Origin of the sequence: Aeromonas sp. s7(2024) (assembly GCF_040907825.1) — a bacterium.
GTDB classification, from domain to species: Bacteria; Pseudomonadota; Gammaproteobacteria; order Enterobacterales; family Aeromonadaceae; genus Aeromonas; species Aeromonas veronii.
Genome location: NZ_JBFOCM010000023.1, coordinates 244731 through 266635, shown reverse-complemented (window position 1 = coordinate 266635; position 21905 = coordinate 244731). Strand labels below are relative to the sequence as shown.

Genomic DNA, 21905 nt, shown 5'->3' with positions numbered 1-21905 from the left:
AGAGTGCATAGAAACAAGAAAGGCGCCGATGGCGCCTTTTTTATGCCTGCTGCTGGCGATGCCAGCGCACATGCACTTGATCTTCGGTCAGCAGACGGGGCAGCAGAAAGGTGGCGAAGATCACCTCAAACTCATCCTGATGATCCAGCAAACCGACCCACACTTCGACCCAGCGCTCCATATCGACCGGCTCACCAAGCTCGGTCGACCAGTCGGCATTGGGCAGAGTCGCCTCCACGGCGCCACGCTGCTCAAACTCCAGGGTGATGTCGACTATTTGTTCGGGGGCCAGCATATCGGCGGCCTGCTCAAGAAACTGATCATAGGCCCATTCGACCAGCTGATCCGGGGTACGCTGTTCCATGAAATCACTCCAGATACATCGAGGTTCGCTACTGTAACAATTATTGGCTGTGGCGGCCAGACCAGTGCGCCGGGCGTGGCAGGCCTGTCCAAGTTGCCGTTGGGGGAGTATGGTTAAGGCGCGGATCATCTGGCAGGGAGTAAGGGGATGAAGCAGCGGGGACGGCGGCAACAGATCAAGCGACGGCGCGAGGCCTGGTGGTGGCACTATCTGCCGCTTCACCGCGAGATGGTGGGCGGCCATCTGGGCCCACCGGAGAAACCCGATGAGCACTGAGGATCAGTCGGCCTGATGCACCCGATTAAGGGTGATCTGACCCAGTTGCCCCATCTGGCGGCGGATCCAGGCAGAGCGCTTCTGCACATAGGGTGAAGGGGGCTTGACCCGATAGCGCCACGGATTGGGCAGGGCGGCGGCCAGCAGGGATGACTCGTAGCGGGTCAAGCGGCTGGCCGGTTTGCCAAAGTAGGTGCGGGCCGCGGCTTCGGCACCATAGATGCCGGGGCCGAACTCGACGATATTGAGATAGACCTCGAGAATGCGGGCCTTGTCCCAACCCAGCTCCATCAGCAGGGTAAACCAGGCCTCCAGCCCCTTGCGCAGGAAGCTGCGATCACTCCACATAAAGAGGTTCTTGGCGGTCTGCTGGCTGAGGGTGCTGGCACCGCGCACCCGTTCGCTGTGCTGGTTGTGCTTGAGTGCGGCGTTGATGGCATCCATGTCAAAGCCGTTATGCTCGGCAAAGCGCTGATCCTCGGCGGCGATCACCGCCAGTTGCAGTTCTTTGGAGATGGACTCCAGATCTACCCATTCATGGCGCACCTGGGTGATCTTGGCGGGCGGAAAGAGGGCCCGCTCGATACGCCAGCTCCACATCGGCGGATCGATAAAACGCAGCAAGGCGACCGAGCCGACCGAGCAGAGCAGCACGGCCAGCGCGATCTTGCCTGCCCACCTCAACACCCGGCGCCCAAACGATACAGATGGGCGTTCAGGGGCCACGGCGTCAGGGCCAGACTCCCACTGATAGTGGCTGGGATCATCGGGATCCGGAATTATTGGGGCAGCCATTCGATGTGGCAGAACTTCTCGTCAACACGGCGGGAGAGCAGCATGCGGGCAAACAAGTGCTCATACTCTTGTTCTTCATTGCCAAGGCCAACCCAGATCTCGGCATAGTCGGTGTCGCTCACCGCAAAACCCACGTCCGCTTCCCAGTCATCGGCCGGGTCGGTTTCGGCCAGCAGGCCGCGGTCGTTGAACTCCTGATTGAAGCGGATGATCTCCTGCTCCGGCAGGTTGTCGGAGGCCAGCTCCATAAAGAGTTCAAGGGCGGTATCGAGCAGTTCCTCGACGCTGTGCATTTCGTCATTCATAGACATAAGCGGTCTGTTCCAGAAAAGAGAAAAAGGTGCCGGCGCAGATCACAGCCTGCGGGGCGGCGCTATTCTAGCGGTCGGCGGACCCCTTGGCGAGATGAGGCGAGCCGCTGTGACCTGTTTTTGTGCCAATAAAAAACCGGATCCAGTGACAGGATCCGGTCTTCATTGGGGGAAGGGGTCACGCATAGGGCGTCAGCTCATCCCTTCTTGTCATCGGCGAAGGTGATGTTGAGCTCCAGTACCGACAGCTCATCACTCTTCTGATCCAGTTGGACGGTTATCTTCTCCGGATCAATGTTGACGTATTTGCGGATCACATCGAGGATATCCTGCTTGAGCTGGGGCAGGTAATCCGGCCCCCCTCTGGATGAACGCTCGTGAGCAACAATGATCTGCAACCGCTCTTTGGCCAGTTGTGCGGTGTTCTGTTTCTTGTTGGAACGAAAATAATCCAATAATGACATGTTTAACTCCCGAACAGTCGGCTAAAGAAGCCCTTCTTCTCTTCTTCCAGAAAACGAAATTCCTTGGCATCGCCCAGCAGGCGGGACACCGCATCTTCGTAGGCCTGACCGGCATCGGACTCCTTGTCCAGAATGACCGGTTCGCCGGAGTTGGAGGCGCGCAGCACCGCCTGGGACTCCGGGATCACCCCGAGCAGCGGGATGGCCAGGATCTCCTGTACATCCTGCACGCTTAGCATGTCGCCGCGGTTTACGCGGGTCGGGCAGTAGCGGGTCAGCAGCAGGTGCTCTTTGATGGGGTCTTCGCCACGCTCGGCGCGGCGGGACTTGGAGGCCAGGATGCCAAGGATGCGGTCGGAGTCACGCACGGAAGAGACTTCCGGGTTGGTGGTGACGATCGCTTCATCGGCAAAATAGAGTGCCATCAGCGCGCCTGCCTCGATCCCCGCCGGGGAGTCGCAGACGATGTAATCGAACTTCATCTCTGCCAGTTGATCCAGGATTTTCTCGACCCCCTCACGGGTGAGGGCATCTTTGTCACGGGTCTGGGAGGCGGGCAGGATAAACAGATTTTCCGAGCGTTTGTCCTTGATCAGCGCCTGATTGAGGTTTGCTTCCCCATTGATGACGTTGACGAAGTCATACACCACGCGCCGCTCGCAGCCCATGATGAGATCCAGGTTTCTCAGACCGATGTCAAAGTCAATGACCACTGTCTTGTGACCACGCTGGGCTAAGCCGGTGCTCAGGGCCGCACTGGTTGTGGTCTTGCCAACGCCACCTTTACCCGATGTAACGACTATGATTCGCGCCATTCTCGCTTCCTTGTAACTCTATTTGATACGGTCTATTCGGAGTTGTTCATTGTCCAGCCGGACGTGTACCGGTTGCTGGATCAGGCCTGCTGGCAATGCATCGCTCAGCTGGAATGTGCCCGCGATGGAGAGCAGCTCGGCCTGTAATTGCTGGCAATAGATCCGGGCCTGGGTGTTGCCCCGGGCACCGGCAATGGCTCTGCCACGCAGGGTGCCATAAATATGAATGCTGTCGTCGGCGAGCACTTCGGCTCCCGGACTGACGGACCCCAGCACCACCAGCGAGGTGCCGGCGGCGTAAATCTGCTGGCCGGAACGAACAGGTCCCACATGTACCTTGCTCGGGATCAAGGGGGCGGGTTCGGGCTCGGGAACCACCTCAGGGGCGGCTGGCGCGGGGGCAGGCTCGGGTTCCGGTTCGCTCTTGCGACTCTTGCCCGAGGCCATCACGGCCAGTCCCACCGCCTTGGCGGCTGTCTTCATCTCTTCACTGCGCGCCCCCGTGATGCCGACCAGCACAAACTCTTCGGACTCCACCAGCTCCTTGAGCTGTTCGAAATCGGGAATATGTTCCAGTCGGGAAACATTGATCACCAGCGGCGCACAATTAAAAAAGTAGGGTGCCTGGGCCACTTTTTCGGCCAACAACTGACGTATCCGCTCAGGCTCGCCATCGCTGATATGCAACACAGAAATAGTGAAGGTGGTCCCTTTCAATTCGTTATCGCGCTCAACCATGAATCTTCCCCGAGGCAGAGATGCTAATCCGTTATTGTTATTCAATTCCTGATGTTATAGTTTGCCCCCATCAGAGGCAATAAACTCGTCGGATTATATCAATTTCCATGTTGTGTGCAGTCTATAAAAGTCGCAAAAAAGCCGAGACCTACCTTTTTGTTGAAAAAAGAGAGGATTTCTCCCGCGTTCCCGAGCCACTGCTGAGCGCATTCGGGCGTCCCGAGCTGGTGCTGATGACCAAGCTGGATCCGGCCAAGCCCTTGGGGCTGGCTGATGTCGGCAAGGTGATGGCCGCGCTGACCAACCAGGGGTTTTACCTGCAGGTGCCGCCGCCCCCCGAAAATTTGCTGGAGCAGCACAAGGCCAGCCTGAAAAAACCATCCTGAATATCCAGCCCCTTGGTGCGTTCTGCCCAGCGGGGCTAATTCTTTGTGACTCTGCATGACGCATTCCGGTCCCGGTGAGGTAGCTTGCGATAATCCCGTGACAGGATCTGGCCAAATTAAACCCTCCCTTTGGTGATATTCACTTTTCGCTGTTTAAATAGAAAGTCAATCTGCTCCCAACTCCATATCCTCAACCTTTGCTGGCGCTCACAAAAATAGCGAGTGGCGCACGCTCATATCCTCCATTTCAACGGCTATTGGCCCATTCATCGATTATTTTCAGCCTCTTCCTTGGGCGCTTTTGGCCTCCACTGCTCGATGCGTTTTACATCAAATAGGGAGTAAAGAGGGCGGTGATAACTGTGCTAAAACCAGTTTGCGTGATGCGCTGTGGCCAAAATGATGAGCTAACCCCCTGTTTGTGTACTTGATTGTTTGCCCTGATCACGAAAGTGCCACATAGGAGGCAATCAATGTGGCGGCGTGATAATCCGCAGGGGGAGTGGTAACCGCGTCTTGCCAAACAAGGGTATGACCAAAGGGGGATATTGAGCTGAGGGGGCATCTCGATATCGATTAGTTGTGGAATCGTGACCGGGGCAAGATAGCAGGTACAGGTTTCATGTCGGGGCGTAATGTCCCTCTCAATGCATTGAGAAGAGTTAATCAAGGTATGTAATTAGATAGGTATGCAGACAAGGCAATCCGCATTGCGGTGGCGTAGCAGGGTATATCAGCGACGCCCAACAGTGAAATAGTCGGTATGCCGGTATAAATGCCTGGCATCCCATTCGGGCAATAAAAAAGGCGGGATATCCCGCCTTTGTTCAGATGAGGGTCGCAACCCTTATTTATTCGCAAGCAACCTGCATCACCTTGATGGCCAGACCACCACGGGAGGTTTCACGGTACTTGGAGTCCATGTCCTTGCCGGTGATGTACATGGTCTCGATCACCTTGTCCAGGGAGACGCGCGGCTTGGAGGTACGACGCAGGGCCATACGGGAGGCGTTGACTGCCTTCATGGCGGCGATGGCGTTACGCTCGATGCAAGGCACCTGTACCTGACCGGCAACCGGATCACAGGTCAGACCCAGGTTGTGTTCCATACCGATTTCAGCGGCTTCGCAAACGTGCTCCGGGCTACCGCCCATCAGCTCGGTCAGACCGGCAGCGGCCATGGAGCAGGAAACACCCACTTCACCCTGACAGCCCACTTCGGCGCCGGAGATGGAGGCGTTCATCTTATAGAGGATGCCGACGGCACCGGCAGCCAGATAGAAACGGGTGTACTCGTCGCGGCCAACCGGCTGGATGAACTTGTCGTAGTAAGCCAGTACGGCCGGGATGATACCGGCAGCGCCGTTGGTCGGTGCAGTGACCACGCGGCCACCGGCAGCGTTCTCTTCACTCACGGCCAGAGCGAACATGTTGACCCAGTCAACGATGTTCATCGGATCGCTCGAGAGGTTCTCGTTGGTGTTGAGCTGACGGTAGAGCGGCGCGGCACGACGGGGTACGCGCAGCGGGCCGGAGAGCACGCCTTCGGTACGGCAGCCGCGCTCGATACCTTCACGCATGGTGTTCCAGATCTTGCCGAACTTCTTGTAGATCTCTTCCGGAGTGTTGAAGCACTTCTCGTTTTCCATCATCAGGGCAGAGATGGAGAGACCGGTCTGGCTGCAATGGGCAACCAGCTCAGCGGCGCTCTTGAACGGATAGCGTACGGACATGTCGCCGCTGTCAGCCTTGCCGAAGTTCTCTTCGTCAACGATGAAACCGCCACCGATGGAGTAGTAGGTCTTGCTGTAGACCACTTCATCTTCGATCAGGGCAGTCAGCTTCATGCCGTTTTCGTGCAGTGGCAGGGCTTCGTCGTGGAATACCATGGCGTCACGCGGGAAGCTGACGGTGTGGCAGTGCAGGCCGATCGGCAGGCGCTCGGTCTGTTCAACACGGGAGATAAACTCGGGGATCGCATCGATATCGACATTTTCCGGCAGGTTGCCAGCCAGGCCCATGATGATGGCAGTGTCGGTATGGTGGCCTTTGCCGGTCCAGGAGAGGGAGCCGTAAACATCGACATTGATCCGGGTTACATCGCGGATCTTGCCGCCCGCGCGCAGCTCGTCAACAAACTGTTTGGCCGCTTTCATCGGGCCAACAGTGTGGGAAGAAGAGGGGCCTACACCGATTTTGAAGATATCAAAAACGCTGATCATGTCACTATTACCTCAGGGTAGAAGGGGGCGGCATGCCCACTCACAGAAATTTGGGAGATCCATGGAACGCGCTTGTCAGCGCAGGTCACAGAACCAGATAACCGTAGTGTAACGGCTCCAGACCTAAAAAAAGTTGAAATAGATCTATTTTTGTTGAATCTGAGGCGCGAGTATAAAATTTATTTTTGTGCTTATCCATTTTGTTAAGCGTTTGCCCATAAAAATACCCGGCGATGCCGGGCATTTCGGAACCAAATGGAGTCATTTGCCGTTTTTTAACATTCGGTAATGTTAACGGCGAGGCCGCCACGGGCCGTCTCCTTGTATTTGGTCTTCATGTCGTTGCCGGTCTCCCACATGGTCTTGATCACCTTGTCCAGTGACACCTTGTGCTCGCCGGTGCCGCGCAGGGCGAGGCGGGCGGCATTGATCGCCTTGACCGCCCCCATGGCGTTGCGCTCGATGCAGGGCACCTGCACCAGTCCGCCTATGGGATCGCAGGTGAGGCCGAGATTGTGCTCCATGCCTATTTCGGCGGCGTTCTCCACCATGGCCGGGCTGCCCCCCAGCAGTTCGGTCAGCGCGCCAGCCGCCATGGAGCAGGCGACACCCACTTCCCCCTGACAGCCCACTTCGGCCCCGGAGAGGGAGGCGTTCTTCTTATATAAGATGCCGATGGCTGCCGCGGTGAGGAAGTAGCGGATCAGCGTCTCGTCATCCACCTTGTGCACGAAGCGATCGTAGTAGTGCAGCACGGCGGGGATGATGCCCGCAGCGCCATTGGTGGGGGCGGTGACCACCCGGCCACCGGCGGCGTTCTCTTCATTGACGGCCAGCGCAAACAGGTCGACCCACTCCATCACCATCAGCGGATCCTTGTTGAAGTTGGTCTCGCAGCTTAACTGGCGGAACAGCCCCGGGGCGCGGCGCCGAACCTTGAGGCCGCCCGGCAGCACCCCTTCGCTTTTGCAGCCTCGCTCGACGCAGCCCTGCATCGCCTGCCAGATCTTGCGCAGCCCCGCTTTTATCTGCTCATCGCTGCGAAAGACCCGCTCGTTGGCCAGGATCAGCCCCGAGATGGAGAGGCCGCTCTCCTGACAGTGGGCCAGCAGTTGGGCGCCGCTGTCGAACGGGTAGGGGACAGGATGTTCGGCATCGGACTTGGCGGCCTCTTCTTTGGCGGTGGCAAAGTAGCTCTCTTCAATGATGAAGCCGCCCCCGATGGAGTAGTAGGTCTGGCTGAAGCGCAGGTTCTCCTCTTTATCAAAGGCGCGCAGAGTCATGCCATTGGTGTGGGCCGGCAGGGTCTTGCGGCGGTTGAAGATGATGGCACCGGTGCGGGGAAAATGGCTTGGTTGCTCGCCTGCCAGCGGCAGGTTCTGCTCCTTTTCCACTCGAGCCAGAATGGCGGGAATCGCATCGATATCGACCGATTCCGGTTCAAAGCCCGACAACCCCAGAATGATCGCCTTGCCGGTGCCGTGCCCTTTGCCGGTCTGGCCCAGCGAGCCGTAACACTCCACTTCGACCCGCGTAACCAGTGGCAGATGCCCTTGCAGCTTGAGCTGCTGGACGAAGGCGTAAGAGGCACGCATGGGGCCGACGGTATGGGAAGAGGAGGGGCCAATTCCGATGGAAAACAGGTCAAACACGCTGATCATGACATCAATCCGGTGATGGTTTATGTCTGTTTATTCTAGGATTTTTGACGTGGATGGAAAGCGGGGATGTGCGGTGCTGTGACATGGACACAGATAATGAGGCTGGGGATTGCCCAAGAAGGTTGAAGGGGCGGATCCCCTTCAACCGGCCTGATCAGTCGAGAAATTCGCACAGATAAGCGGTGGGGGTTTTCACTTCCAGTTTGAAGGAGGAGTGACCGGCCACCAGGAAGGATTCACCCTGGCTGTAGGTGTGCCACTCATCTTCATCAGCCAGCTGGATGGTGAGGGCGCCCTTGATCACTGTCATGCGTTCGGGGGCGGCGGTGTTGAACAGGTAGTCACCGGCGTTCATCACCCCGACGGTTGATTTCTCGCCTTTTTGTTCGAAACCGATGGATTTTACATTTCCGTCGAAATATTCGTTAACTTTCAGCATCTTTACATCCCTGTGTGTACGTTTGTGCAGCCAAACTAGCACAATCTTTTGCCAGTTGTCATGGGGGATGAGGTAAAAATCGCCGAGACCGCTTTGAATCTTCACTTTTTCGCAAACTTATTAATAGCCAAGGTTAATGATTTGCTGATTTAAAACAGCAATTAAATGTGAGATAACACGCGCAAACAGGGGAATGGGCAGCCGCTCATTCCCCTGTTTGGTTAATTGCACTGGGAAAAGTGTGAATTTTGCTACATAAAGGAACATATTGTGTTAACTAAAGGACTCATTAAAAACATCGGCTTCCAGGTTGTGGTCGCCATGGTACTGGGCGCAGTGGTCGGCGTGTTCATGGGTGAACAAGCCACCGTGTTTGCACCGCTCGGTACCCTGTTTATCCAGCTGATCAAGATGCTGGTGATCCCGCTGGTGGCGGTAGCCATCCTCTCCGGCGCCGCTAATCTGGGCGCCAGCCCGGCTGCGGGCAAGATCGGGGCAGCGACGCTGGCCTTCTTCCTCGTGACCTCAGCATTGGCCGTGTTGCTGGCGCTGGTGATGGGGCAGATCTTCAAACCGGGTGTCGGGGTCGATTTCGCTTCCGTTGCCTCCATGTTTGGTGGTGACTACGCCGATAAAGGGGCGCTGCCGGATGCAGTCGCCACCCTGCTTGGCATGATCCCCACCAACGTCTTCAACTCCCTCAACGAAGCGAACATCCTGCAGATCCTGGTGTTCTGCATGTTCCTCGGCATTGCGCTGGCCAAACAACCGCGCGAGCGGGCCAAGCCGCTGGTCGATGGGCTCAATACCCTGGTGGATGCCTTCGTCTGGATGATCAACAAGGTGATGATCATCGCGCCGCTCGGGGTGTTCGGTCTGATGGCGGAAGCCATCGGTACCTACGGCTTCGACGTGCTGACCCTGGTGCTCAAGCTGTTCGTGGTCTATGTGGCTGCCATCCTTATCTTCGGCTTTGTGGTCTATCCGCTGCTGGTGATGATGTTCTCCAACACGCCCGTGATGAAGTACCTCTCTGCCATGAAGAAGCCGCAGATCGTGGCCTTCTCCACCGCCTCTTCCATGGCGACCCTGCCGGTCAATATGGAGACCTGCGAGCATGATCTGAAAGTGACCAACGCGACAGCCTCCTTCGTGTTGCCGCTGGGTGCCACCATCAACATGAGTGGCAACGCCATCTATTACGGTCTGGTCGCCATCTTCTTCGCGCAGGTTTACAACATCGATTTGAGCGTCGGTGCCTGGGCAGCCATCATTGTGACCTCTACTCTGGGGGCTATCGGTCAGGCCGGTGTGCCGGGCCCAAGTTTCCTGGTGGTTGCCGTGCTGCTGGCGGCCGGGATCCCCATTGAAGGGTTGCCGCTGCTGTTCGCGCTGGATCGTCTGTTCGACATGATCCGCACCTCCCTCAATATCACAGGTGATGCGGCCTGTGCTGTCATTGTTGACCGCTTCAGCCCGGAATATGACCCAGAGCGCTGGAACAAGGCATAACTGCTTTGAGCTGGGCTGAGATATAACAGCCTCAAGCTGACACTGCGTAAGCGAGCCCCTGCCATGATGGCGGGGGCTTTTTTATATCTGCCGGACAAGTATCAGAGCAAAGGTGTGCACAAGAGATTGCTGACGGATTTAGCTGTGTTGAATGGAGAGTACAGGAGGAGAAAACATCAGTTGTGGGCATGGGCCGTGTGGCGTCAACCGGCCTGTTGTGGATGCCTGGGTAGGGGATTGTCAAACGACGGGTAACAAAAAGGGGAGCCTTGCTCCCCTCGGATATGATCTGCTGCTGGTTCTACTCCATCAGGCCATATGGTTAAACCATCCTGGTTACACCCTTGTGGCGAAATAAACAGCGTCAACGTGATGAAATCATATCTATGTTGACCATCTCGGCATTATTACTGAAAAACGCCAGTTGGTGGCGATTAAACAGACATGGCAAAGAGGGTCGGTCCGGATTGATGCCTCTCTATCCGGCTCAGAACTGTGACAGTGAGGGCAGAGAGACAGCAACCAGGGTGAAAAACACCGTGAAAACGGCAGTAACGACAAACTCTTTCATTTTTCTCTCCCTAAGTTGTTGGTTGATGCAGTCAAGATACCATAACAAGGGGGTAAAACAAGGTGTAAATTGATAAAATGGTCGCTTTATGTGTATGGTTGGTTGAGATGGCTATTTTTGTCATATTGAGCTGATTTTATCACCTGCTCTGGCGTGGCAGGCATTAAAGATTCTGTTTTCATGGTTATTTCATTTAAATTCAATTAGTTGGCTGGTTACTGGTTGGCTTGGTGGAGGGTTTTGTATGGAGCTCAAGTGGCGTTTTATAAGTTTTCCTCCTCGTAATAGTGTCATTAAGGTCATAAAAAGTGTGCGAGGCAATGATTTGACGATTCATGACGTAGATAGTCCATCCAAAAGAAGTCTATGGAGAGAGTCTGGTTGCCAACCCTTGTCACACCATCACTTTATCAGTCTGGAGTCTCCGCATTTTTACAGCAATACATGGGGGTATAGGGAGGAGAGCCGTGCATCGGGGGGATACAGAGTAGCAGCTGGCTGTTATATCACCGCCAATTTCCCCGTTGGCCTCGGAATAGACATGGCCGCAGCAAGAGTGAGGTGCGCAATAGGCCAGAGGCGTATTCTCTGGCTGGGCTGGGCTGGGCTGGGCTGGGCTGGGCTGGGCTGGGCGCGAGTAGCGATTTGCGTAGCCGGTGCATCTGCGTGAGTCATGTGAGTGCAATACGAGAACTGCGCCGGAGCATGGTTGGGGAAGATATCTGAATCCCTTCTGCAAGATTGAGATATAAAAAGCGGCGTATGACGAGGAGGCTGAACAAGCTCGTTTCAGGGTCGACAGAGCACAGGTCAACGCAATCCGGTTCGCAGTGATAAAACATCCACGACAATACCGGAACTCTGTTCGTAGGCTGAAGCCGGTTGCTGTGAGGAGAGGAAGGCTGGTGATCAGTCAGATGGCGCAAGGGTTGGTAATCAGGCAACCCGTATGGTGAGGGGCACACAGCGTGCCGATGCACCCGTTTTTGTAAGATATTAAAAAACCCTCCGATGGAGGGTTTTTGTCATCAACAGCCGGTTAAAAGCCGCGAGGCTTAGAACAGGGTGGTGGAGAGGTTGTACAGCTCCTGATCGAACGGACGCTTCATGTTCTCGATGCAGTCGATGATGTCGTGGTGTACCAGCTCGTTGCGCTGGATACCGACGCAGCGGCCACCGTGGCCGGCCAGCAGCTGCTCAACGGCGTAAGCACCCATACGGCTGGACATGATGCGGTCACGAGCAGTCGGGGCTCCGCCACGCTGGATATGACCCAGGATGGTGGCGCGGGTTTCACGACCGGTCAGGGCTTCGATGTCCTTGGCCAGCGCGTTCACGTCGGTAACGTGCTCGCAGATGGTGATGATGGCGTGTTTCTTGCCCTTGGCTTCGCCTTCCTTAATCTGCTTGAGCAGCTTCTCTTTGTCGAAGGCCACTTCCGGCACGATCACATACTCGGCACCACCGGCAACGGCGGCAGACATGGCCAGATCGCCACAGTGGCGGCCCATGATCTCGACCACGGAGATACGGTGATGGGAGCTGCAGGTGTCGCGCAGGCGGTCGATGGCGTCAACCACCACGTTCAGAGCGGTATCAAAACCGATGGTGAAGTCTGTACCGGCGATATCGTTGTCGATGGTGCCCGGCAGGCCGATGCAGGGGAAACCCTCTTCGGTCAGCTTCTTGGCACCCATGTAGGAGCCGTCACCACCGATGACGACCAGCGCATCGATACCGTGCTTTTTCAGGTTTTCGATCGCTTCGGCGCGCACTGCGGGGTCTTTGAAAGCAGGGAAACGGGCGGAGCCGAGGAAAGTACCACCACGGTTCACCACGTCGGAAACGCTGTGACGCTCCAGCTTGACGATACGATCCTGGTGCAGACCGAGGTAGCCATCATAAATACCGTAAACTTCCAGGCCATGATGCAAACCGGCGCGAACCACGGCGCGAATGGCTGCGTTCATACCCGGTGCGTCGCCACCACTGGTCAAAACACCAATACGTTTGATTTGTTTGGTCATGAGTGCCTCTGGATCTGAGTTGTCAAATACGAATGTTTAAATAGACAAGCCACTTTTACTATATCGGCTTTCATATGGGATGCGGGGGCCACCATAGGAAAAGCGATACAAGAGAGGGGACGAGCCCCTCTCTTTGCCGTAATCAGCGATTACTTGGCAGCGCCAGCGATGATCTGGGAGAAGTCGTCCACTTTCAGGGACGCACCACCGACCAGGCCACCGTCGATGTCCGGCTGACCGAACAGGTCGGCTGCAGTGGCGCCAGTGACGGAACCGCCGTACAGGATCTGTACTTTGGCTGCAACAGCGGCATCAAAACCGGCCAGGTACTGACGGATGTGAGCGTGAACGGACTGAGCGATCTCCGGAGTGGCAGTCTTGCCAGTACCGATGGCCCATACCGGCTCGTAAGCGATAACGGCGTTGTTGAAGGAGGCGATGCCGCAACGGTCGATAACGGCTTTCAGCTGGGTCTCAACCACGTTTTTGGTCACGCCGGCTTCGAACTGCTCCAGAGTTTCACCGATGCACAGAACCGGCACCAGGCCGCCTTTCTGGATCGCTTCGTACTTGGCAGCAACCACGTCGTCAGTCTCTGCGTGCAGGGTACGACGCTCGCTGTGGCCGACCAGAGAGTAGGTGCAACCAAAGGCTTTCAGCATGGAGGGGGCGTTTTCGCCGGTGAAGGCACCAGACTCGTGAACGTCAGCGTTCTGGGCACCGTAGGCAATCTTGCTGCCAGCGGTCAGTTGCTCAACCAGACCCAAAAAGATAACCGGCGGGCAGACGGCGACTTGCACAGAAGGATGAGCGGCAGCAGCCGGGGTCAGTCCTTTGATCAGAGCTTCTACAGAAGCCTTGGTGCCGTTCAGTTTCCAGTTACCCATTACCAGGTGCTGTCTCATCTTGTATATCTCCTAGGCATTTGATTGCGCGACATTATATGAATTGAACCGAGCCCAAGATAGCTGACCCGGCGGCAAATGACGTAATTTTTTTTCGCTTTCCTGATCCAAATCAGGAATGAAACGCTTGATCGCTCATTCGTTAACCTGCCCCCGCAAGCGAGCCCACCATACCCCAATCCATTCGTGGATGGCAGCTTCGGAATACATCAGATAACGCCCTTTGGGTAAATAACTGTAGAGGGGCTGGGCCACCTGGCTCTGCTTGGCGGTGTAGTCGGTGGGGGCCGGCACGGCCTTGAGTCCCTGACCCTGATAGAGGGCCATGGCCCGGGGCAAATGAGTGGCCGAACTGACCAGCGCCACCTCTTTTCCTTTCAGATGGCGGCTGATACTGACCGCTTCATCATGAGTGTCTTTGTTGTTTTCAAACAACGTCATTCGCGCGCGGGGAATGCCGAGGCTCTCGGCCATCCGGGCATTGACCTCGGCATTGGAGAGGGTATCCCCCGACACATAGCCGGAGAAAACCAGTTCGGCTTCGGGATAGGCCTGGGCGAGGCGCACCCCTTCGAGAGTGCGGGCCAGGGCGATATTGTTCTGCCAACTGCGCATCGGCACCGCCGGGTCACTGACATGGCCGTTGCCGAGCACCACGATGGCATCGATGTTGGGATGCTGTCTCACCTCGAACGGCGGGAAGGTCTGCTCCAGCCCGCGGGCCAGTTCATAGCTCACCGGTCGCATCCCCATCAGGGCCACAATGAGCAGCGAGAGGGTGGCCAGCAGCTTGCCGGTTTTCTGAAAACGGGTGAACCAGAGCAGCAGCAGGGCGACCAGCAGCAGGGAGAGGGAGAAGGGGAGCGGCATCAGCAGCTGACCCAGCCACTTTTTAATCACAAACACGGCAGACACTTCCTTGAGTTTTCAGCAAATTCGGGATGTGACAGAATACCTCTCTTTTATGGGATGGCCACAACCCTGTGGCGCTAATGTTGAGTTTCTCCTTGAAGCACGATCAGAGTTTTGACGGGCGCGCCGACAAGTTCGCCCGCAACATTTACGACTCCACCAAGGGGCGCATCCGCACCACCATTGTCTGGAGCGACATCGAAGCCTGCCTGGCCCGCCTTGGCAACCGTCCGCTGCGCATCCTCGATGCGGGGGGCGGTTTTGGCTATTTCGCCCAGAAGCTGGCGGCCATGGGCCATCAGGTGGAGCTGTGCGATCTGTCAGCAGAAATGCTGGAACTGGCCCGCAGCCAGATCGCCGAGAAGGGGCTGGAAGACAAAATTCGTCTCATCCATTGCCCCATTCAGGATCTGAAGCAACACGTGACCGGGACCTTTGATCTGGTGCTTTGCCATGCGGTGCTGGAGTGGCTTGCTGAGCCGCGCCAGACCTTGCTGGGTCTGTTCCCTTTCGTCAATGCCGGGGGCATACTGTCGCTGCTTTTCTACAACCGTCATGGCTTGCTGTTCCAGAGCCTGGTGGTGGGCAATTTTGACTATGTGCGCCTTGGTCTTCGCAAGAAGCGCCAGACAGCGCTTACGCCCACCAATCCCCAGTTGCCGGAGCAGGTCTATGACTGGATTGGTCGCGGGGGGCTGCGCATCATCGGCAAGACCGGGGTGCGGGTGATCCACGACTATATGCGTCACAAGCAGGATCAGGTGGAGAAGTTCGACGATCTGCTGGCCATGGAGCAGCAATATTGCCGTCAGGAGCCTTTTGTCGCCCTCGGTCGCTATATCCATGTGATGGCCCAGAAGCCGGCCAGCTGATTGCTCGCGGTTCACTTAAATGTGAACCATGTTTTCGATGCTACCGGATGTAGCCGCGCGCACGATTTTGCGCCCAATACAACAACGAGATGACAACATCATGATGAGTACATCCCGTACCCTGCCAGAGCGTTCTTTGCCGGAGCTAGTAGGGTGGGTCAGGCAGGAGGGGTTGGCGTTGAGCCTGCCGACCGACCGGCTGGCCTTTCTGATTGCAATCAAGACCCTGTCCGAAGATGAGTCGGATCTGTCGGAAGCAGCGCTGCACGATGCCTTTGGCTATGTCAGCAACGCTTTTGGCCAGATGGACGAGACCCTCACCGGTCGCGCCAACAACGCCATCAACGACCTTATTCGCCAGCAGCTGCTGTCGCGCTTCAACACCGACATGGTGGCGGGGGAGAGCCTCTACCGCCTGTCGCGCCTGGGTGTGAGCATCGTCGACTTTTTCATGGATCAGCGTCAGGTTGACTCCATCAAGCTCTCCATTCTGCTCGAACACCTGGCTTCCGAGCTCGACACCGCCCGCAAGGCGGCGCTGGAAACCAACACCCGCGAGCAGTGGGATGCCGAGGTGCTGCCGCGCCTCACTTTTTCGCTGGAAGAGACCCTGGGGCGGATCGATCTCACCCAGCGCGCCATGGATGAGCAGCAGAATCAGGTCAAGAGCGAGATTGCGGCCCTGCTGACCCAGAATTGGGTCGATGCCATTCACAGTTGCGAAAAGCTGCTGCACGAGACCGGCCAGACCCTGCGCGAGCTGCAAGATACTCTGGACGCTGCCGGCCACCGCCTGCAGGCGGGGTTGCTCAATATTCAGGAAGCGGCGCAGGGGCGCGATGACCTGTTTCACGTCGAGGAGCTGACTCACGCCTTGCAGGGGCGCCTTGACGTCATCACCAGCTGGGGTCAGCAGTGCATCGAGCTCTGGTCCCGCTACGACAGGCACGTCCACAAATTTATCCGCAACGCCATCGACATGGACAAGAACCGCGCCTTCAGCCAGCGGCTGCGCGAGTCCATCCGCAATTTCGAGCAACACAACTGGCAGCTGCGGGTGGCCGAAGAGCCCCGTCTGCTGGAGCTGCGCGACGAAACCATCGCCATCCACGACGAGGAGGTGACCGGTGAGGTGCCCCTCGAGATGGAGTACGTCGAGATGGTGGATATCAATCAGGAGCTGGCCGAGCGCATCGAGCGCTATCTGGCCCGCTACCCCGAGCAGGGCCAGCAGCTGGACTTGGCCGATGTGCTGCGGGAATACCTGCTGGATTACCCGGCTCATGCCCACTTCGATGTGGCGCGTATTCTGATCGACCAGGCCGTGCGCCTGGGCCATGCCAGCGGCGAGCGCGAACTGCATCGCCAACCCGCATGGAAACCCATTAACCAAGCTGGATCCAAGGTTCAGGCCTATGTCATTGATCAATTCTGAGTTTCCCTTGCCGCTGCGTCTCGCAGAGGCGATTGCCAACCCCTTGTTTCCGCGCATCGACACCGCCTTGCGCTCCGGCCGCCACATCAGTGCCGACGAGTTCGAGCAGCATTCGGCGCTGGTCGAATATCACAGCGAGCTGGAGATCTTCTACGGCCGCTATCAGGTGGAGCTGATCAAGGCGCCGGAAGGCTTCTTTTACCTGCGCCCGCGCCCGAGCTCCGACATAGGCACCACTGTGCTCTCCGAGCTCGATATGCTGGTGGGCAAGGTGCTCTGCTACCTCTACCTGAGCCCGGATCGTCTGGCTTCGGAAGGGGTATTCGCCATGGCCGAGCTGCAGGAGGAGGTGCTGAGCCTCGCCGACGAGAAGCAGCTGCTGCGGATGGTCAACAGCCGCTCCGGCGGTACCGATCTCGACAAGAAAAAGTTGCTCGAAAAGATCCGTACCTCCATGCGCCGTCTGCGCCGCCTTGGCATGATCACCGCCCTTGGCAACGGGGATAAATTCCGGGTCAACGAATCGGTGTTCCGTTTCGCCGCCGATGTGCGTTCCAATGAAGATCCGCGCGCCGTTCAGCTGCGGATGATCCAGGAGGGTGAAGCCATCTTCCACGACGACGAAATGCCGAGCAGCGACTCGCTCTTTGATGACATCGAGGCGGATCTCGATGAAGAACAACTGGATCTGGAGGTATAACCGGTGCGAGGCAAGTTCAAATCCCTGACCATGGTCAACTGGAACGGCTTCTTTGCCCGGACCTTCGATCTCGACCAGCTGGTCACTACCCTTTCCGGCGGCAACGGCGCGGGCAAGTCCACCACCATGGCGGCCTTTATCGCGGCGCTCATCCCCGACCAGTCACTGCTCCATTTCCGCAACACCACGGAAGCGGGATCGAGCAGCGCCTCCCGTGACAAGGGGCTCTACGGCAAGCTGCAGCGCGGCCACTGCTACTCGCTTCTGGAAGTGATGAACAGCCGCGAACAGCGGATCTGGGTTGGCGTGCACCTCGAGCAGGTGGCCAACCGCGACAACAAGGTCAACATCACCCCGTTTGCGCTGGTGGATGTGCCGGAGAATCTGGCACCGACCGATCTGCTGCTGGAGAAGCTTGATGGCGGCAAGGGGCGGGTACGCGCCTTTACTGATCTGAAAGGGGCGGCCGCCGAGCTGGGGGCGCTGAAAGTCGCCAAATTCAATACGGTGACCGACTATCACAACTTCATGTTCGAGTTCGGCATCACCCCGAAGAAGCTGCGTGATCAAAAAGATCGCGGCAAGTTCTATCGCCTGATCGAGGCATCCCTCTACGGCGGTATCTCCTCGTCCATCAGCCGTTCTCTGCGCGAATATCTGCTGCCGGAGAACTCCGGGGTGCGCAAGGCGTTTGCAGACATGGAGGCGGCCATCTATGAAAACCGCCGCACTCTTGAGGCCATCAAGGAGACCCAGGGTCAGAGGGATCTGTTCAAGAACCTGATCACCGAGACCACCCACTATGTGGCGGCGGACTATGTGCGCAACGCCGCCGAGAAGAGCCGCCTCTCCGAGCTGGCCCTCAAGGCGCGCCAGGAGCTGGCCGACAAGCGCCGCATTCTGGCCGAAGAGAAGCAGCGCGCCATCTATCTGGCCGACGAGGTGGAGCAGCTCACCAACCGCGAAAAACTGCTGACCGACGAGCTGGAGTCTGCCTCCGAGCATCTGGCCAAGGTGATGGCGGCTGTCAGCTTGCAGAAGAAGATCGAGATGTATCGCGCCGATCTGGCGGATCTCTCTGACAAACTCGAGCAGCAGCAAGCGGTGGTGGAAGAGATCCACGGCCAGCTGCTGGAGGTGGAAGAGCGCAAGGAGCTGGCACAGGCAGAAGTCGACAGCCTCAAGACCCAGCTGGCCGACTACCAGCAGGCGCTCGATATCCAGCAGACCCGCGCCATCCAGTACCGTCAGGCGGTGCAGGCGCTGGAGGCTGCCCGCGAGCAGTGCGAGCTGCCGGGGCTGACCGCCGAACAGGCGAGCGACACCCTGCACCAGTTCCGCGCAGCCGAGCAGAGCCTCACCAGCCGGGTGCTGGCGGCCGAGCAACAGCTGGCACTGGCCAAGGCGGCAGTGGCCGAGCACGAAGCGGCGCTGGCGCTGCTGCTCAGCATCGCTCCGGAAACAGTGCGCGAGGCCGCCTGGCCTACCGCGCAGGCGCTGCTCAAGCGTCACATCGAAGACAAGGCCCGCATTGCCCAGGGGCAGGGGCTGCGCGCTGCGCTGGCTCGCCTCGAGAAAGAGAGCGAAAGCCAGAAGAGTCTCTTCAAGCTGCGCGACGAACTGCAGCAGGCCTCTGGCCAGCTGATTGCCAGCAGCGATGAGCTGGAGATCTTCCTCGAAGCCCAGCGCACCCGTCAGGAGGAGCTCTCCGAGCAGCAGGCGGAGGTGAACCAGCGCCGCGCCAGCCTCGAGCATCAGGGCATCCAGCTGGGTCGCGATATTGCGGAACTCACCAAGCTGGCGCCGCGCTGGCTGAAATCCTTTGAAAAACTCGAGCAGCTGCGTGAGCAGAGCGATCTGCCGCTGACTACCGCCGAAGAGCTTTCGGCCGGTATGCAAACCGTGCTCGACAAGGAGCGGGAGTTCGAGCAGGAGAGCAACCGCATCGCTGCGCAGAAACAGGCGCTGGAGCTGCAAATTCGCAATCTGCAGCTGGGGGCCGGCGAGGCGGATCCCCGTCTTGCCCGCATCGCCGAGCAGGTGGGGGGCGTGCTGCTCTCCGATGTCTACGACGATATCTCCATCGACGATGCCCCTTACTACTCCGCGCTCTACGGCCCGGCTCGCAGCGCTTTGGTGGTGCTGGACCTTGAGGGCGCCATCGAGCGACTGAAAAAGCTGGAAGATTGCCCGGAAGATATTTACCTGATCCAGGGCAACCCCGACTCCTTTGACGAGGACCTGGTGGAAGCGGATGAGCTGGGGGACGCCGTGCTGGTGCGCACCAGCAAGCGTCAGGTGCGCTTCTCCCGCTACCCCGAGCTGCCGCTGTTTGGTCGCGCGGCGCGGGAAAAACGGATCGAGCAGCTCGACCTTGAGCGCGAAGGGCTCATCGAGGGCTACGCCAAGGCCGCCTTCGAGCAGCAGAAGTACCACCGTCTCTACGGTCACTTCCGCGACTTTATCGGCCAGCATCTGGATATCGCCTTCCGCCCCGACCCCGAAGCTGAAGTGCAGGCCAAACAGGCCGAACTGCGCGCCTTGCAAGCAGCCATCGGCGAGTGCGACAAGCAGCTGAGTGATGCCAAAGCGGCCGCCGCTCAGCTGACTCGCCATATCCAGCTGGTGCAGGGGATGCTGCCCTTTGCTCACCTGTTTGCCGAGACTGATCTGGCGGCCCGCCTCGAGGCGGCTCACGCCGATGTGGAAGCGCTGAAACAGGCCGAAGCTTTTATCGCCAAACACGGTAAGTCGCTGGAAAAACTGGAAACCATGGTGCAGGTTCTGCGTCAGGATCCGCAGGATCTTGCGGCGCTGCAGGCAGCTTACGATGAGGTGAGCGACCTGCTGGCCGAGCAGAAGCGCCGTTGCTACGCCCTCGATCAGTTGGTGGCCCGTCTGCCGCACTTTGCCTATCAGGATGCGCAAGATCTGCTGGGCAAGGCCTCCGAGATGAGCGAGCGACTCAAAGAGAAGCTGAAAGCGGCTGAGCTGGCGGCCCGCACCGCTGGTGAGCAGCACAAGCAGATTGCCCAGCGCCACACCGAGGCGTTGCAGCTGCGCACTGCGCTTAACTCCAGCGTCGAGGCCAAGCGCCAGACCCTGACCGAGTTCGAGCAGGAGCTGGCGGCCATGGGCCTGACCCTCTCTGACGATATGGAAGAGAAGGCGCGCGCCCACAAGAAAGAGATTGAAGAGCTGCTGATCCGCACCCGTTCCCGTCGCACCAGCGCCGAGGCCCAGTTGCAGGTAACCAAGCGCGAGATCGAATCCCTTGGCGGCCGTCTCAAGCTCGAAGGCAAGGATTACTACAGCGCCCGTAAATCTCTGGTGGGTCACAAGGCGAGCTGGTCACGGGTGGTGCGACTGGCGCGGGAGACCGACGTCGAGAAGCGCCTCAACAAGCGTGAACTGGCTTATCTGGACAGCGACGAGCTGCGCTCCATGTCGGACAAGGCCCTTGGCGCCCTGCGGGTAGCTGTGGCCCACGACGAGGCCCTGCGCGATGCGCTGCGTCTCTCCGAGGGCAACCGCAGCACCGAGCAGAAGGTGGCCTTCTATGTGCAGGTCTACCGTTACCTCAAAGATCGCATCCGCAACGACATCATCCGCTCCGATGATCCGGTCGAGGCGATAGAGGAGATGGAGATCGAGCTTGCGCGTCTGGCAGACGAGCTCAAGCAGCGGGAAACCCATCTGTCGCTCTCCTCCCACGAGGTGGCGGCCAAGATCACCAACATCATCCGCCGCGAGCAGAACCGCATCCGGGTGCTCAACCAGGGCTTGCAGAACATCGCCTTCGGTCTGGTGCGCGGAGTGCGCCTCAACGTCAATATCCGCGAGGCCCATACCCGTCTGCTGACGGCGCTGGCCGACCAAACCGCCATGCACAACGATCTGTTCGCCGACAAGGAGCTCAGCTTCTCCGAGGCGATGGCCAAGCTGTTCCAGCGCCTGAACCCGCAAGTAGAGCAGGGGGATCGCAGCTATCAGGTGATGGGCGACGTGCTGCTCGACTATCGCAACTATCTGGAGCTGGAGATCGAGGTGCAGCGTGGGGCCGATGGTTGGCTGCGTGCCGAGAGCGGCGCGCTCTCCACCGGTGAGGCGATCGGTACCGGTCAGGCGATCCTGCTGATGGTGCTGATCAGCTGGGAGGAGGAGTCCCGTCGTCTGCGCGGCAAGGATATCGCCCCTTGCCGTCTGTTGTTCCTCGACGAAGCGGCCCGTCTGGATGGCAAATCCATCGCCACCCTGTTCGAGCTGTGCGAGCGGCAGGATATGCAGCTGCTGATCGCCGCGCCCGAGAACATCAGCCCCGAGAAGGGCACCACCTACAAGCTCATCCGCAAGGTGCAGGGCAAGCACGAGCACGTGCATGTGGTGGGTCTGCGTGGCTTCGGCTTCGCCGATGACAAGCTGATCGCCTGAGAAGTCTCTGGCCCATCCCGTCACGGGATGACCGGTAACTAGTTGAAAGGGAGGCATTTGCCTCCCTTT

At 58.2% G+C, this 21905-nt stretch carries 19 protein-coding genes; 7 read left to right on the top strand and 12 right to left on the bottom strand.

Annotated elements, in window-relative coordinates:
• Positions 1-40: 40 nt before the first annotated feature.
• Positions 41-364 (bottom strand): HI1450 family dsDNA-mimic protein, encoded by a 324-nt coding sequence (locus AB5Y73_RS10895; RefSeq protein WP_005336851.1) that lies wholly within the window; start codon positions 362-364, stop codon positions 41-43.
• Between the two features lie 147 nt (positions 365-511).
• On the opposite strand from AB5Y73_RS10895, the gene AB5Y73_RS10890 reads away from it, so the two are divergent.
• A complete protein-coding gene (locus AB5Y73_RS10890; RefSeq protein WP_265781921.1) occupies positions 512-640 on the top strand; it encodes a hypothetical protein in 129 nt (42 codons plus the stop codon).
• 3 nt (positions 641-643) lie between these two features.
• Here the strand turns inward: AB5Y73_RS10890 and mtgA are convergent, their stop codons facing one another.
• From mtgA to minC, 5 genes are all read right to left on the bottom strand, one after another.
• Entirely contained in the window at positions 644-1435 is a 792-nt protein-coding gene (mtgA, locus tag AB5Y73_RS10885; RefSeq protein WP_162895358.1) for a monofunctional biosynthetic peptidoglycan transglycosylase, read from the bottom strand.
• Positions 1420-1746, bottom strand: coding sequence for an HI1450 family dsDNA-mimic protein (locus AB5Y73_RS10880; protein WP_162895357.1), 327 nt, complete (start codon positions 1744-1746; stop codon positions 1420-1422). The genes mtgA and AB5Y73_RS10880 overlap by 16 nt, the downstream gene beginning before the upstream one ends.
• Positions 1747-1943: 197 nt before the next feature.
• Positions 1944-2210, bottom strand: coding sequence for a cell division topological specificity factor MinE (minE, locus tag AB5Y73_RS10875; protein ID WP_005336848.1), 267 nt, complete (start codon positions 2208-2210; stop codon positions 1944-1946).
• Positions 2211-2212: 2 nt separating this feature from the next.
• A complete protein-coding gene (minD, locus tag AB5Y73_RS10870; protein WP_005336847.1) occupies positions 2213-3025 on the bottom strand; it encodes a septum site-determining protein MinD in 813 nt (270 codons plus the stop codon).
• Between the two features lie 18 nt (positions 3026-3043).
• The gene (gene minC, locus AB5Y73_RS10865; RefSeq protein ID WP_013723728.1) at positions 3044-3763 is read right to left on the bottom strand and encodes a septum site-determining protein MinC; all 720 of its coding nucleotides are present in this window, start codon (positions 3761-3763) and stop codon (positions 3044-3046) included.
• Positions 3764-3870: 107 nt separating this feature from the next.
• Between minC and AB5Y73_RS10860 the strand changes: the two genes are divergently transcribed.
• The gene (locus AB5Y73_RS10860; protein ID WP_005360946.1) at positions 3871-4149 is read left to right on the top strand and encodes a YcgL domain-containing protein; all 279 of its coding nucleotides are present in this window, start codon (positions 3871-3873) and stop codon (positions 4147-4149) included.
• A gap of 851 nt (positions 4150-5000) precedes the next feature.
• Here the strand turns inward: AB5Y73_RS10860 and AB5Y73_RS10855 are convergent.
• The 3 genes from AB5Y73_RS10855 to AB5Y73_RS10845 form a co-directional block, all read right to left on the bottom strand.
• Entirely contained in the window at positions 5001-6371 is a 1371-nt protein-coding gene (locus tag AB5Y73_RS10855; protein WP_005336844.1) for an L-serine ammonia-lyase, read from the bottom strand.
• A gap of 275 nt (positions 6372-6646) precedes the next feature.
• The gene (locus AB5Y73_RS10850) at positions 6647-8032 is read right to left on the bottom strand and encodes an L-serine ammonia-lyase (RefSeq protein WP_279499637.1); all 1386 of its coding nucleotides are present in this window, start codon (positions 8030-8032) and stop codon (positions 6647-6649) included.
• A gap of 154 nt (positions 8033-8186) precedes the next feature.
• Entirely contained in the window at positions 8187-8471 is a 285-nt protein-coding gene (locus tag AB5Y73_RS10845; protein ID WP_005336842.1) for a pyrimidine/purine nucleoside phosphorylase, read from the bottom strand.
• A 270-nt stretch (positions 8472-8741) separates the two neighbouring features.
• Between AB5Y73_RS10845 and AB5Y73_RS10840 the strand changes: the two genes are divergently transcribed.
• Positions 8742-9983 carry a dicarboxylate/amino acid:cation symporter gene (locus AB5Y73_RS10840; protein WP_107683052.1) on the top strand — a complete coding sequence of 414 codons (1242 nt, stop codon included), beginning with the start codon at positions 8742-8744 and terminating at the stop codon, positions 9981-9983.
• A 1626-nt stretch (positions 9984-11609) separates the two neighbouring features.
• Here the strand turns inward: AB5Y73_RS10840 and pfkA are convergent.
• The 3 genes from pfkA to elyC all read right to left on the bottom strand — a co-directional run bounded on the left by pfkA (position 11610) and on the right by elyC (position 14392).
• Positions 11610-12581, bottom strand: coding sequence for a 6-phosphofructokinase (pfkA, locus tag AB5Y73_RS10835; protein WP_005336840.1), 972 nt, complete (start codon positions 12579-12581; stop codon positions 11610-11612).
• A 149-nt stretch (positions 12582-12730) separates the two neighbouring features.
• A complete protein-coding gene (tpiA, locus tag AB5Y73_RS10830) occupies positions 12731-13486 on the bottom strand; it encodes a triose-phosphate isomerase (protein ID WP_005336839.1) in 756 nt (251 codons plus the stop codon).
• 135 nt (positions 13487-13621) lie between these two features.
• Complete coding sequence (elyC, locus tag AB5Y73_RS10825; RefSeq protein ID WP_162895356.1) at positions 13622-14392, bottom strand: envelope biogenesis factor ElyC; 771 nt, start codon at positions 14390-14392, stop codon at positions 13622-13624.
• A gap of 101 nt (positions 14393-14493) precedes the next feature.
• Here elyC and cmoM point away from each other — a divergent pair, with 101 nt between their 5' ends.
• The 4 genes from cmoM (at position 14494) to mukB (ending at position 21836) form a co-directional block, all read left to right on the top strand.
• Positions 14494-15270 (top strand): tRNA uridine 5-oxyacetic acid(34) methyltransferase CmoM, encoded by a 777-nt coding sequence (gene cmoM, locus AB5Y73_RS10820; RefSeq protein WP_031227571.1) that lies wholly within the window; start codon positions 14494-14496, stop codon positions 15268-15270.
• Between the two features lie 100 nt (positions 15271-15370).
• Positions 15371-16705 (top strand): chromosome partition protein MukF, encoded by a 1335-nt coding sequence (gene mukF, locus AB5Y73_RS10815; protein ID WP_107683050.1) that lies wholly within the window; start codon positions 15371-15373, stop codon positions 16703-16705.
• Positions 16686-17405, top strand: a complete 720-nt coding sequence (gene mukE, locus AB5Y73_RS10810) for a chromosome partition protein MukE (protein WP_279499636.1) — start codon at positions 16686-16688, stop codon at positions 17403-17405. Before mukF ends, mukE begins: the two co-directional genes overlap by 20 nt.
• A 3-nt stretch (positions 17406-17408) precedes the next feature.
• Entirely contained in the window at positions 17409-21836 is a 4428-nt protein-coding gene (gene mukB / locus AB5Y73_RS10805) for a chromosome partition protein MukB (RefSeq protein ID WP_181497336.1), read from the top strand.
• Positions 21837-21905 lie beyond the last annotated feature (69 nt).